The sequence below is a fragment of the Streptomyces sp. BR1 genome (genome assembly GCF_052373795.1).
Lineage (GTDB): Bacteria > Actinomycetota > Actinomycetes > Streptomycetales > Streptomycetaceae > Streptomyces.
Genome location: NZ_CM126252.1, coordinates 3797636 through 3810918 on the forward strand (window position 1 = coordinate 3797636; position 13283 = coordinate 3810918).

Genomic DNA, 13283 nt, shown 5'->3' on the forward strand with positions numbered 1-13283 from the left:
TCTCTGTGGTCGACACCTCTGTGGGTGAAGTCCTGTTGCGCGCCCAGGCGTTGACCAAGTCGTACGCCGGAGCCGACGGCGAGCTCCCCGTGCTCGGCGGGATCGACCTGGAGATCCGCGCGGGCGAGATCGTCGCGCTGCTCGGCAAGTCCGGTTCCGGCAAGTCCACGCTGCTGCGGTGCCTGGCGGGGCTGGTTCCGGTGAGCTCGGGGGCGGTCGCGTACCGGGGCGAGCCGCTGACCGGCGCGAACCCGGGGACGGCGATGGTCTTCCAGACGTTCGCGCTGCTGCCCTGGCTCACCGTGCAGCAGAACGTGGAGCTGGGGTTGGAGGCGAAGGGCGTACCGGCGAAGGAGCGGGCCGCCGCTGCCGTGCAGGCCATCGACCTCATCGGGCTCGACGGGTTCGAGAGCGCGTATCCGAAGGAGCTCTCCGGCGGGATGCGCCAGCGCGTCGGGTTCGCCCGGGCGCTGGTGGTCGAGCCCGATGTGCTGATGATGGACGAGCCGTTCTCGGCGCTCGACGTGCTGACCGCCGAGAACCTGCGCGGCGAGCTGATGGAGCTGTGGGAGTCGGGGCAGTTCCCGACCCGGGCGGTGGTGCTGGTGACGCACAACATCGAGGAGGCCGTCCTGATGGCGGACCGGGTCGTCGTCCTGGGGGCGCGGCCGTACGGCACGATCCGCGAGACGTTCACCGTCGACCTGCCCCGGCCGCGCGACCGCCAGAGCGCGGCCTTCGAGCGGATCGTGGACGCGATCTACGAGGTGATGACGGGGCGCGCGAAGGACGTGCCGAAGCTCTCGGAGCCGGGCACGGGCCGCCGCACGCCGGGCAACACGCCGGTGCCGCCCGCTTCCGTCGACGGCCTCTCCGGGCTCGCGGAGATCGTGGCGCAGCACGACGAGGACCGCGCCGAGGTGGCCGGACTCGCGGACGAGCTCGGCCTCGAAGTGGACGACCTGCTGCCGCAGATCGACGCCCTGGAACTGCTCGGTCTGGCCGAGGTCGAGGGCGGGGACCTGGCGCTCACCGAGCTGGGCTCCGCGTTCGCGCGCGCCGACGTCCAGGAGTCCAAGCGCCTCTTCGCCCAGGCGGCGCTCGCGGTCCCGCTGGTAGCGGTGATCACCAGCGGTCTGACCCGCGCCCCCGACCAGTCGCTGCGCGCCGGTTTCTTCCGCGATCTGCTCGCCCACCACTACACCAGCGAGCAGGTGGACCGGCAGCTGGAGACCGCCACGGACTGGGGCCGGTACGCGGAGCTGTTCGGCTACCACGCGGATACGGAGGAGTACCGCCTGGACATGTGACCGTAATAGTCCCCGCCGCCTGGCCTATCGTGTGCGGGATAGCCGCGGAGGGGAGGGACGCCCATGGGCAACGGATCAGGCAACGGTCACGGCACCGGACCAGGCACCGGTTCCGGCGTGAATCGCAGCACGCTGCGCCGCCAGATCGCCGACGCGCTGCGCGACGAGATACTGGCCGGGCGTCTGCGGCCCGGTGAGGAGTTCACCGTCAAGCAGATCGCGGAGCAGTACGGGGTGAGCGCGACCCCCGTCCGCGAGGCGCTGGTCGACCTGACCGCGCAGGGGCTGCTCGACTCCGACCAGCACCGGGGCTTCCGCGTCCACGAGTTCTCCGTCGAGGACTACAAGGGCATGGTCGAGGCCAGGTCGCTGATCGTGAACGGGATCTTCCGCAAGATCACCGAACTCGGCGCCGCCCACGGCCCCGCGCTGGTCTCCGTGCGCCGCCGCGCCGAGGAGGCCTCCCGGGCCGCCCGCAGCGGCGACCTCAACATCCTCATCGGCTACGACCTCCGCTTCTGGCGCGAGCTCGGCGCCCTCGCCGGAAACCCGTACATCTCGGACTTCCTGCACCGGCTGCGGATGCAGTGCTGGGTCTTCGCCGTGCCGTATCTGCGCGGGCGCACCGACCTCACCGACTGGCTGTGGAGCGGCCACGGCGACCTCGTGGACGCGGTGATCGCGGGCGACGGCGACGCCGCGTTCGCCGTGATCTGCGCGTACAACACCCACTCGCTGACCTGGGCGGAGCGGCTGAAGCGGTGACCGACGGCCGCCCCCTCGACCTCTCGGTCGTCGTCCCCGCGTACAACGAGGAGCGGCGCCTCGGCCCCACCCTGGACGCGATCCGCGACCATCTGCACTCCTCGCCGCTGACGTGGGAGCTGATCGTCGTCGACGACGGGTCCGGGGACGCCACCGCCGACATCGCCCGCGAGGCCGCCGCCCAGGACGCGCGGATACGGCTGGTGGCCGCCGGGCAGAACCGGGGCAAGGGCCACGCCCTGCGCCTGGGCGTCGCCGACTCGCGGGGCGCGCGCGTCCTGCTCACCGACGCCGACCTCGCCACCCCGGTCGCCGAGCTGGACCGGCTCACCAAGGAGCTCGACGGCGCCCAGGCCGCCGCCGCGATCGGCTCGCGCGCCCACCCCGAGGCCGACATAGCGGTCCACCAGAGCCGGGTGCGCGAATGGCTGGGCCGCATGGGCAACCGCCTCATACGGGCCGTCGCCGTCCCCGGCATCCACGACACGCAGTGCGGCTTCAAACTCTTCGACGGCGACAAGGCCCGCGCGGCCTTCGCTGATGCCCGCCTCGACGGCTGGGGCATCGACGTCGAGATCCTCCAGTACTTCCGCCGCCACGGCTGGCCCGTCGCCGAGGTCCCGGTCCGCTGGTCCCACCAGGAGGGCTCGAAGGTGGGCCCGGCGGACTACGGCAGGGTTCTGCTGGAACTGGTCCGCCTGAAGGCGAGAGCGGCGAGCCGCACGAATGCGGCGCTCCTGGCGCTATTTCTCCTTACGTCGATCCTGCTCTACAAGAACCTGTGGACGGACCTGGGGCGGGGCTATCTGGCCGACTCGGGGCAGGACCAGAACCAGTGGGAGTGGTTCTTCGCGGTAACGGCTGACAACGTTGCGCATCTGCGGGACCCGCTGTTCACCACGCTGCAGAACTACCCCGACGGCGTGAACCTCATGGGCAACACCCCCATGCTGGGCCTGTCGGTCCCGCTCGCGCCGGTGACCCTGACCCTCGGCCCGACGGTGACCTGGGCGCTCGTCCTCACCCTGGGCCTGACCGCCACCGCGTACGCCTGGTTCCGGCTCTTCGCGAGGTGGGTGACCAGCGATCCATGGGCCGCCGGGCTGGGCGGGGCGTTCGCCGCGTTCGCGCCGCCGATGATCTCGCACGCCAACGCGCATCCGAACTTCTGCGTGCTGTTCATGATCCCGCTGATCCTCGACCGCGTGCTGCGGCTGTGCGCACCGGCGGCGAACGTACGCCGGGACGGGGTGCTGCTCGGCCTGTTCACCGCGTACCAGATCTTCCTCGGCGAGGAAGTCCTGCTGCTCGCCTCGCTGGGCATCCTCCTGTTCGCGCTGTCGTACGCGCTGGCTCGCCGAGACGTCGCACGCGAGGCCTGGCGCCCGCTGGCGACGGGGATCGGGGTGGCGCTCCTGGTCTTCCTGCCGCTGGTCGCATACCCGCTGACCTGGCAGTTCTTCGGCACCCAGAGCTATCACTCGGTGCTGCACGGCGACAGCGCGGGCAACAGCCCGCTGTCCTTCCTGCGCTTCTCGGGACGCGCGCTGCTCGGCGACGAGTCGGTCGCGGACAAGCTGGCGCTGAACCGGACCGAGCAGAACGCGTTCTACGGCTGGCCGCTGATCGCGCTCGCCTTCGCGATCACGGTACGGCTGTGGCGCCACGCACTGGTGAAGGCGCTGGCGTTCACGGCGGTGGCGGCGGCGGTGCTCTCGCTCGGCCAGAGGATCCGCATCCCGTACACGCATGTGGTCCTGCCGGGCCCCTGGCGCGCCCTGGCCCACCGCCCGCTCTTCGAGTCGGTGATCGAGGGCCGGGTGGCGATGATCTGCGCACCGGCGCTGGGGGCGTTGGTGGCGCTGGCGGTGGGGAGGTTGATGCGTTCCTCTGCGGGCCGGGTGAACCGTTCCGTCGGCCTCGCGGCCGTGGCGGTGGCGCTGCTGCCGATCGTGCCGACACCGCTGCCGGTGAACGAACGGGCGCCGGTGCCGGAGTTCCTGGCGGACGGGTTGTGGCGTACGTATGTGAAGCCCGGCGAGTCGGTCGTCACGGTGCCGGTACCGGACCCGACGGCGGCGGACGCGCTGCACTGGCAGGTGAAGTCCGGCCTCGGCTTCCCCCTCCCCGGCGGCTACTTCAACGGCCCCTGGGGCCCCGACCACATAGGCATCTACGGCGCCTCCCCCCGCTGGACCTCCAACCTCCTCCGAGACGTCCGCTACGGCGCCCCGATCCCCGACATAGGCGAGGCGTGGCGAGCCCAGGCTCGCGCGGACCTGGAGTACTGGAAGGCGGGGGTGGTCGTACTCCCGCCACAGGACAACGAGGACGCGCTGTACGAGACGGTGTCGAGGTTGCTGGGGCGGCAGGGGCGGCGGGTGGGTGGGGTGTGGATGTGGGATGTGGGTCGCTGAGTTTGCAGGGGGTGCAGGGGCGCAGCCCCGCAAAGGGGGTCCGGAGGGCCCTTCCAGGGGCGCGGGGAACTGCGCGACCAGCCCCGGCCCGCAGACGAAGCGGGTTGCAGGGGCGAAGCCCCGCGTACCCACCCACCCCATGGCGGGGTGCAGGGGCCGCAGGCCCCGCGAACGGGGTCCGGGGGCGTAGCCCCCGGGCAACCTCCTCCACCCCCACCCCCGGAGGGTTCAGGGAAGGGGCGGGGTGGGGGCAGCACACGCGGGGGCACCGCGCAGGCGCCCGGCGCGAGGGGTGTGCGGGTGGGCACCCGGGGGCGCGGACGCGCGGTCCGGTGCGCCGACAGGGGCGCATGGGACGCATGAGTCGATGGCTTCGCGTCGCGTTGAAGCGCCCCCCACACCTGAGTTGACGGGCGAGCTTCGCGGAGCGTGCCCGGCGGACTACGCTGTCCCGACCATCGCGACCTCGTAAGGAGCCCCGTGGCCTGTGACTTGTGGCTGGTCCCCCTTGTCGACGTGCTGTGCCACAGCCCCGACAACCCGTTCGCCGAGGAAATCGCCTCGTACGACAAGGCGCTCGGCGAGGCCGGGCTGCCGCCCGTGCCCGTCTTCGCGTACATGCCCGGCCTCTCGGGCGACGTGGCCCCGGTCGCGGGCTTCGACTACGACGCGCTGCACTTCCTGCGCCGCGCCTACCTCCTCCAGCTCTGCCGCCTCGCGGTGACGCCGGTGGACGAGCTGGGCGGCGACTACGAGCAGCTCCTGGAGATGTTCGAGACGACGGCCCAGCAGTCACATCTGGTCTGGCACTACGACCACGCGGGCGCGTACGTCCCCGTCGACTTCGCCTCCCCGCTCGCCAACGAGGAACTGCTCGCCGGGGGCGGTCCGCTGGGCTCCACGCACGGGCTGCTGCGCGAGCTGGAGTTCGTGGCGCCGGCGATCGGCATAGACCCGGCGAACCCGCCGATGGCCCCGGCGCCGCCGGACCGCCCGACCTCGCTCGAAGAACCGGCGGGCCCGATCCCGTACGACGAGAGCCCCTTCGCACGGGAGCGGCACGTGTGGCTGGGGCTGCACGCGGCGGCGACGAGGTCGCTGGCGCAGGGCTCTATGATCATCTTCAGCTGAGGGTTTCGTGGTCGGGTGGGGGATGTCGCCGGGGCACCATCGGCCCCACGCCTGACCGTAAACTCCGCGCCACTTGGCGGGAGTAGGACCGGGTCCATGGCACAAACGACGAGCGCTCAGAGCGCCGCCCCGGCCCGCTTCTCCGACGTCAAGGGGTGGTTCTGGCCCGCCGACCAACTCCTCTTCGACTGGTTCCTGGCCCGTCAGGAACGCCAGGAACTCCACGGTGACCTGCTGGAACTCGGCGCGTACCTGGGCAAGAGCGCGATCTTCATGGGGTCGTACCTGCGCGAGGACGAGACGTTCACGGTCTGCGACCTGTTCGACTCGCCCGCGCCGGACGACCCCAACAGCGAGGAGATGGACCGCTCGTACGCGACGCTGACGCGCCGTGCCTTCGAGGCGAACTATTTGTCGTTCCACGACGATCTCCCGGTGGTCGTCCAGGCACCGACGTCGGTGATCGCGGGCCGGGTGTCTGCGTCGTCCTGCCGCTTCATCCACGTAGACGCCTCCCACCTGTACGAGCACGTCCACGGGGACATCGAGGCGGCCCGTTCGCTGATCGCCCCCGACGGGATCGTGGCGTTCGACGACTTCCGGGCGGAGCACTGTCCGGGGGTCGCGGCGGCGGTGTGGGGTGCGGTGGCCACGACGGGGTTGCGCCCGATCGCCATCACCGGGACGAAGCTGTACGGCACGTGGTCCGACCCGGCCCCGGCCCGGGAGGAGCTCCTGACCTGGCTGTCCGGCCGGTCGGACATGTGGCACGGGGTGGAGGAGGTGGCGGGGGCTCCGCTGATCCGGATCGACGGGAAGAAGGCGAAGCCGCCGACGCCGCCGAAGTCGAAGCACGGGGGCGCAACCCCCTCGACGGCGAAGGCGAAGCCCCCGGCCCCCCGCCAGCCGTTGACCCGCCGCCTGGCGAGGACGCTGCTCCCCCGCCGCTGACGCGGACGGATCCCCCACCCCACCCCTTCCCGAAAGCCTCCGGCGGATGGTGTTCGTCTGCGGCTGGATGGGGGCTGATCGCGCAGTTCCCCGCGCCCCTGAATGGGCCCTTCGGGCCCTCCTTTGATGGGCCCTTCGGGCCCTCTTAGGGGCGCGGGGAACTGCGCGAGCAACCCAGCACGAACCGCAGAAAAACGGGGGCGCAGGGGCGAAGCCCCGCGTACCCACCCACCCCAGCAGGGGGCCGAAGGCACGCCCCCGCGTACCCACCCACCCCAGCGGGGGGCAGGGGCCGCAGGCCCCGCCAGGGGTTCAGGGGGCGGAGCCCCCGAGGGGGTGCAGGGGCGCAGCCCCGCCTGGGGTCCGGGGGCACCGCCCCCGGGAAACACACCCTCACCCCCACCCACCCCCGGAGGGTTTAGGGAAGGGGCGGGGTGGGGGCGAAACCGGTTAGCGCGGGGGCTCCGGCGGGCGTTGGCGGGGCATGTTCGGACGGGTGCCCGGGGGGAGGGGGAAGCGGCCCGGGCCCGGGGCCGCGTCCGGGCGGGGCGTGGCCGACGCCAGGGACTGCATCACCAGCGGCGCCGGGCCCGAGCGGAATTCGACCATCCAGTCCGCCGTCTCGGACCGCACCAGCTCCGTCACGTCCTCCGTGAAGCGGCGAAGGACCACCAGACACCGCTCCGCCGCCTCACTCGCCGTCCCCTCCGTCGGCCCCAAAACCTCCCGCACACTCTCCGACGCCCAGTCGAACTGCAGCCCCTGCAACCGCCGCTGCACCGCCTGCGCCGTCGCCACATCCCGCATCCACCCGGATGTGAGCCCGAAGTACCGGTCGCAGGCCAGGCACGCCGCGCCGAGCAGCAGCGACACGTAACCCCACCCCGACGCCCCCGACAGCGCCCCCGTCACATCGAGCAGCGGCAGCCCCGCCCCGGCGATCGCACCCGCCGCCGTGCACACCCGCAGCACCCGCGCGCCCCGCCGCTTCCACAGCCGGTCCGCGAGGTACCACTCGGCCGTGCGCAGCGCGCCCGTCTCCACCCACCGGTACAGCTCGTCGAGGCGTTCCGCGGGCTCGCCCCAGTCGCCGAGCGGGAACGGGCGTCCGGTCAGGTCGCCCTCGTCCCGGGGCGGTCCCGGCGGAAGCCCCTCGGGCTGCATCTCCGGCTGGCTCACCCGGCGCTCCCTCCGCGGTGCGTAATCGACCCTGCGTAATCGACCTTCTCGACGTTCAGACGCGTAACGTACAGTCACGTATGCGTCGTGTTGCGTAACAGTCCGTAGCCACCTGTTACGCGGTCAGCCCGTGATCAGCCCTTCCTACCGCCGAATGGTGGGAGTCAGCCCCGATATCCCGGTATTTCCCCCCGTAAGTGGGCCCTGATCCGGCGCGGTGACGACGCCCGACTCACTCGAAAGAGTTGTGGGGCAGGCGCCGGGGAGACCACGTAGGCTCGGAGGGAACCGAAGCGGCACATGACACGCGACAAGACGGAGTGCACCGTGATCCCTGGTGGCGGCCAGCCCAACATGCAGCAGCTGCTCCAGCAGGCGCAGAAGATGCAGCAGGACCTCGCCCGCGCGCAGGAGGAGCTCGCGCGGACCGAGGTCGACGGCCAGGCGGGCGGTGGTCTGGTCAAGGCGACCGTGACCGGCTCCGGTGAGCTGCGCGCCCTCGTCATCGACCCCAAGGCGGTCGACCCGGACGACACCGAGACCCTCGCCGACCTGGTCGTCGCCGCCGTACAGGCCGCGAACGAGAACGCCCAGCAGCTCCAGCAGGACAAGCTCGGCCCGCTGGCCCAGGGACTCGGCGGCATGCCGGGCCTGCCGTTCTAGACCCGATAGGCACGCGATAGACCCGCACGGGTCCGCCCTTATGCGGCGCCCGCGCACCAACTACCGTAAGCACGGTATCGATCCAGCTATTGATCGACCAGATCGACTCGATCCACGAGAGGCAGTCCGTTGTACGAAGGCGTGGTCCAGGACCTCATCGACGAGTTGGGCAGGCTGCCCGGCGTCGGTCCCAAGAGCGCGCAGCGGATCGCCTTCCACATCCTCCAGGCCGAGCCCACCGACGTACGCCGGCTCGCGCACGCCCTGCTCGAAGTGAAGGACAAGGTCCGCTTCTGCGCGGTGTGCGGGAACGTCGCGCAGCAGGAGCAGTGCAACATCTGCCGCGACCCGCGCCGCGACCTCTCCGTCATCTGTGTCGTCGAGGAGCCGAAGGACGTCGTCGCGATCGAGCGGACCCGCGAGTTCCGCGGCCGCTACCACGTCCTCGGCGGCGCCATCAGCCCCATCGAGGGCGTCGGCCCGGACGATCTGCGCATCCGCGAGCTGCTCGCCCGGCTCGCCGACGGCACGGTCACCGAGCTGATCCTGGCCACCGACCCCAACCTGGAGGGCGAGGCGACAGCGACGTACCTCGCCCGGATGATCAAGCCGATGGGCCTGAAGGTCACCCGGCTGGCCAGCGGACTCCCCGTCGGGGGAGATCTGGAGTACGCGGACGAGGTCACGCTCGGGCGGGCCTTTGAAGGAAGGCGACTTCTCGATGTCTGACGCAACGCTGCACGCGGCCAACCAGGATCCGGACTCCTTCGCGGTCCAGATCGCCGACCAGGTCGAGTCCTTCATCGTCGCGGTCACGGAAGTGGCCAAGGGTGACGAGCCGGACAGCGCGGTGCCGTTCCTGCTCCTTGAGGTCTCGCAGCTGCTCCTGGCCGGCGGGCGGCTCGGCGCGCACGAGGACATCGTCCCGGACGAGCGCTACGAGCCGGACCTCGGCCCGGAGCCGGACGTCGACGACCTGCGCGAGCGCTTCGCGGCGCTGCTCGAACCGATCGACGTGTACTCCGAGGTCTTCGACCCGTACGAGCCGCGCAAGGCGCCCGTCGCCTGCCGCATCTCCGACGACCTCGCCGACGTCATCACCGACCTGCGCCACGGCCTCGCCCACTACCGCGCGGGCCGCACCACCGAGGCCCTGTGGTGGTGGCAGTTCTCCTACTTCTCCAACTGGGGCTCCACCGCCTCCGCCACCCTGCGCGCCCTCCAGTCCCTGGTCGCCCACGTCCGCCTCAACCAGCCCCTGGAGGAGCTGGACGGCCTGGACACGGACGAGGACCTGTCCGAGGAGTCCCTGGCGGACGAGGCGGGCCGCGTGATGGCCGAGGAGATCGCGGGCCCGCTGGGCCTGCGTACGGTCAAGTAGCCGTATGTAGAGGGCAGTTGAGCGTACGTATCGCCTCTTTGGTCGTACGTACGCTCAGCTTGCCGCCTCCTTCCACACCTCCCGCACCCGCTCCCGCAGCCACCCGTGCGCCGGGTCGGCGTCGTTGCGCGGATGCCAGGCCATCTCGATGCGGACCGGCGGGAGTTCCAGCGGCACCTCGAACGTCCTGAGCCCGAGCGCGGCCGGGCGGTGCTCGGCGGTCCCGGCCGGGGTGAGGCAGACCAGATCGGTCTCCGCGCAGAGGAACAGCGCGGCGGTGTGCGTGGGCACCACCGCCGACACCCGCCGCCGCAGCCCGAGTTCGGCGAGCAGTTCGTCGACCGGCCCGCGCACCCGGCCCTTGCGCGACACCCCGATGTGGCCGGCGGCCGCGAACGCCCGCGCGGTGATCCGCTTGTGGGCGAGCAGCGGATGCCCGGCGCGTACGGCCCCGAGCAGCCGCGTCTCGCCCAGCCGCTCGCTGAGCACTTCCGGGTCGGCCCGGCCGGGCACCCCGATCTCCAGGTCGAGCCGCCCGTCCCGCAGCGCCGGGGCGTCCTCCAGGGACTCCGATACGAAGGTGAGGGTCACCCCGGGCGCCTGCCGGGACACGGCCGTGACCAGCCGGGCCGCGAACGAGGCGAGGACCGCCTCGTTGGCCTGAACCGTGAACGTCCGCGTCAGCGCGCCCGGTTCGACCACCGGCCCGGCGGCGAGCACGGCCCGCGCCTGCTCGACGACGGCCTTGACGCGCGGCCGCAGCCCGACGGCGTACGGAGTCGGCACGAGCCCCCGCCCCGCCCGCACCAGCACGGGGTCGCCGAGCGCCTTGCGAATGCGCCCGAGGGTCCGGCTCATCGCGGGCGCGGACAGATGCAGCCGGGCGGCGGCGCCGGTGACGCTCTCCTCGTCGAGGAGCACGTCGAGGGCGAGGAGGAGATTGAGGTCGAGGGCGGGCGTTACGACGGTTTCGATGAGGTGACCCCGATCACGGGGGAGGCCGTGAACAAGCCCCCCAGCCAGCACAGTTGCGTACGAGTAAAGGAATACATGCAGGGATTGCACTGGAGTTAATCAGCTATCCCGCAGACGCTGACGCCATGACACCCAACGCAACCAACACGACGGACGTCCTGGCAGTGGTCAGCCAGAGCGGCCCGACGATCACCTTCTTCGACGCGACCACGTACGACGTACTGGACGTGCTCCAAGTACCCGCCGAACCCCACGAGTTGTGCTTCGACTCGGCGCGACGGCTGCTGTACGCGGCGATCACGTACAAGTCCGGCTACTACCACGCCAACTCGGGCCGGGCGAGCGAGCTCGTGGTGATCGACGCCGATGCCCGCCGGATCGTGGACGTCGTCGACCTGACCCCCGACCACGCCCCGCACGGCCTGGGTCTCGACCCGTCGGGTGACCTGATCTGGGTCTCGGTGGAGGCGACCGAATCCGAACCCGGCGGACTGATCGCCCTAGACGCGACGACACGCGAACGGGTCCGCCGGATATCCGTCGACGCCCCCGGCCCGCACTGGTTCGCGCTGACGCCCGACGGCCGCCGGGCCTATTCGGCCAACAAGGAGGCCCCGTTCGTCTCGGTAGTGGACCTCGCGTCGGGTGCGCTGGAGACCCGCATCGAGGTCCCGGGCAGCGAGGGCATAGCGGCTTCGCTGGACGGCCGTTACGTGTATGTGGCGGCGCTCAAGGGCGAGTTCGGCCCGGGCGCGGTGACGGGGGCCGGGGTGCGGATGATCGACACGGCGACAAACCGCGTCGTACGAGTGCTGCCGACCCAGGGCACGGTCTTCCCCGTCCACGTCACACCCGGCGGCCTGCTCCTCGCAGGCGAACTCCGCCCGGCCGAGGGCCCCGACGGCCCACTGGGCACCCAGGGCCCGGGCCTGCTGCACGTGTACGACGCGGAGGGCGATCCGCTGGGCGAGGTGGAGGTGGGCGCCTTCCCCCTGACGATCACGTCATCTCCGGACGGCACGCTCGCGTACGTGTCAGGGGTGCTGTCGAGCACGGTGACAGTGGTGGACCTGCCGACGATGAAGGCGGCGCGCACGCTCACGGTGGAGCGCACGGGCGAGCCGGGGGCGCATGGGCTCGCGTACATCCCGCGACCCTGACCGCCGCCCATATCCCCAGCTCGTCCCGGAGCTTGAGCCACGAGCCCCGAGCTCCAAAACCAGGGTTTGGGTTGTTGTTTTGGAGATGGGGCTCCCCCCAACCACCCATGCCTGTACAGAAGTTGAAGCGCGTCACCCACAAGTGTGACTTTCCGTAGTCAACTTGCGCCGTAAAGTAAAGGCGTCCTAGGTTCGCGGCAAAGGAAAGGCCCCGGCCGGTGCTAACGACACCGGGCCGAGGCCTGTCTACGAATTGAGTCGAAGCTCAACGTAGACCTGACCGACGTATCGAAAAAGGACTTCGATCGTGGCTTACGCCGAGCTTAGTGCCGCACTGCCCACCCCCGCACACCCCATGGCCAATCCGGGCTACGGAAAACGCCTTGCGGGTGACGAAGACCCGGCTGTGGAAGCGGACTTCGCGCATCTGTCCAGGCGTGGCACCGAAATCGCCCGGTTCATCGACGCGCTCGAAGAGGGCGCGGCGATGGGCTACAAGACCCTCGCCAAGCACCACCCCGGGCACGGCCAGCAGGGCTGCCGGGTGGCGCTCAAGGAACTCAGCCGTGCCGGTCACCTGCGCCGGGTGAAGGAGCACCTCACGCTGGAGGACAGCTCCATGCGGTGGGTGACCAGGACTTATTGGTCGCGCATCGCGCGTTCGGAGGCGTGGTGTGCGGAGTTCGTACGCAGTGTGAACGGTATCGACGTCACCGCGGAACGGCGGGCGGGTTTTGCCCGCGCACGGGCGGCGGAAGAGGCGGAAGCGGACGAGGAACCGCCGTCCGCCGGAACGCCCGAGCACGCTGAGCCTGCCAAACCCGCCGAGTCTGCCGAGCCCGCGCGCTCGAACGCGTACAGGACGCTCGCCCGACTCGGCGGCGCCGAGCCGCAGATGACGCTCTCCGGCGCCGAATGCGTCGCCCTCGAATCCCTGGCCGCCGAGTGGCTGGCGCGGGGCGCGACACCCGAACACCTCATCCGCACACTGACCGCCGGCCTGCCGCAGTCCGTGCACAGTCCCGGGGCGCTGGCCCGTAACCGACTGGAGAAGAAGATGCCTCCGAAGAAGACGCCCAAGGGCAAGGGCCGTGCCCGGGTCACGCGCGTGATCATGGCCTGCATGCTCTGTGACGAGGACGAACGGACCTCGCCGATCATCGACGGCCTGTGCCCCGAGTGCTCCCGCGAGGAAGAGCCGGAGCCCGTGCGGCCGGACAGGCCGAGGGTGCCCGCCACCTTCCTGCCCGCGCACCGGCAGTACCGCTGACCTGCCGACCGGCCTGGACGCCGGGTGGCGGCGTACCGCATCAGCGCCTGGCAAGAGAAGGAGACCTATCGTGGAGGAGAG

12 protein-coding genes are annotated in these 13283 nt (G+C 71.1%); 10 read left to right on the forward strand and 2 right to left on the reverse strand.

What is annotated here, in order from left to right; all coding sequences use genetic code 11:
* The first annotated feature begins 5 nt into the window (after nt 1-5).
* From ACT1U9_RS16570 to ACT1U9_RS16590, 5 genes are all read left to right on the forward strand, one after another.
* The gene (locus ACT1U9_RS16570; RefSeq protein ID WP_444533517.1) at nt 6-1310 is read left to right on the forward strand and encodes an ABC transporter ATP-binding protein; all 1305 of its coding nucleotides are present in this window, start codon (nt 6-8) and stop codon (nt 1308-1310) included.
* A gap of 63 nt (nt 1311-1373) precedes the next feature.
* Nucleotides 1374-2075, forward strand: a complete 702-nt coding sequence (locus ACT1U9_RS16575) for a GntR family transcriptional regulator (protein WP_444533518.1) — start codon at nt 1374-1376, stop codon at nt 2073-2075.
* Nucleotides 2072-4492 (forward strand): dolichyl-phosphate beta-glucosyltransferase, encoded by a 2421-nt coding sequence (locus ACT1U9_RS16580; protein WP_444533519.1) that lies wholly within the window; start codon nt 2072-2074, stop codon nt 4490-4492. The genes ACT1U9_RS16575 and ACT1U9_RS16580 overlap by 4 nt, the downstream gene beginning before the upstream one ends.
* A gap of 480 nt (nt 4493-4972) precedes the next feature.
* Nucleotides 4973-5623, forward strand: coding sequence for a hypothetical protein (locus ACT1U9_RS16585; protein ID WP_188276894.1), 651 nt, complete (start codon nt 4973-4975; stop codon nt 5621-5623).
* A 96-nt stretch (nt 5624-5719) separates the two neighbouring features.
* Nucleotides 5720-6574, forward strand: coding sequence for a class I SAM-dependent methyltransferase (locus tag ACT1U9_RS16590; RefSeq protein ID WP_444533520.1), 855 nt, complete (start codon nt 5720-5722; stop codon nt 6572-6574).
* 450 nt (nt 6575-7024) lie between these two features.
* Here the strand turns inward: ACT1U9_RS16590 and ACT1U9_RS16595 are convergent, their stop codons facing one another.
* Nucleotides 7025-7753 (reverse strand): SLATT domain-containing protein, encoded by a 729-nt coding sequence (locus ACT1U9_RS16595; RefSeq protein ID WP_444533521.1) that lies wholly within the window; start codon nt 7751-7753, stop codon nt 7025-7027.
* A gap of 327 nt (nt 7754-8080) precedes the next feature.
* On the opposite strand from ACT1U9_RS16595, the gene ACT1U9_RS16600 reads away from it, so the two are divergent.
* The 3 genes from ACT1U9_RS16600 (at nt 8081) to ACT1U9_RS16610 (ending at nt 9797) form a co-directional block, all read left to right on the forward strand.
* Nucleotides 8081-8416, forward strand: a complete 336-nt coding sequence (locus tag ACT1U9_RS16600) for a YbaB/EbfC family nucleoid-associated protein (protein WP_444539133.1) — start codon at nt 8081-8083, stop codon at nt 8414-8416.
* Between the two features lie 129 nt (nt 8417-8545).
* Nucleotides 8546-9145 (forward strand): recombination mediator RecR, encoded by a 600-nt coding sequence (gene recR, locus ACT1U9_RS16605; protein WP_188276897.1) that lies wholly within the window; start codon nt 8546-8548, stop codon nt 9143-9145.
* A complete protein-coding gene (locus ACT1U9_RS16610; protein ID WP_444533522.1) occupies nt 9138-9797 on the forward strand; it encodes a DUF5063 domain-containing protein in 660 nt (219 codons plus the stop codon). The genes recR and ACT1U9_RS16610 overlap by 8 nt, the downstream gene beginning before the upstream one ends.
* Before the next feature lie 54 nt (nt 9798-9851).
* Here ACT1U9_RS16610 and ACT1U9_RS16615 read toward each other — a convergent pair whose 3' ends face one another.
* Nucleotides 9852-10823: a LysR family transcriptional regulator gene (locus ACT1U9_RS16615; protein WP_444533523.1), complete on the reverse strand. Its 972-nt coding sequence runs from the start codon at nt 10821-10823 to the stop codon at nt 9852-9854.
* A gap of 74 nt (nt 10824-10897) precedes the next feature.
* Between ACT1U9_RS16615 and ACT1U9_RS16620 the strand changes: the two genes are divergently transcribed.
* Both ACT1U9_RS16620 and ACT1U9_RS16625 read left to right on the forward strand, forming a co-directional pair.
* Nucleotides 10898-11932, forward strand: coding sequence for a YncE family protein (locus ACT1U9_RS16620; RefSeq protein ID WP_444533524.1), 1035 nt, complete (start codon nt 10898-10900; stop codon nt 11930-11932).
* 406 nt (nt 11933-12338) lie between these two features.
* Nucleotides 12339-13202, forward strand: coding sequence for a hypothetical protein (locus ACT1U9_RS16625; protein WP_444533525.1), 864 nt, complete (start codon nt 12339-12341; stop codon nt 13200-13202).
* The last annotated feature ends 81 nt before the right edge of the window (nt 13203-13283 follow it).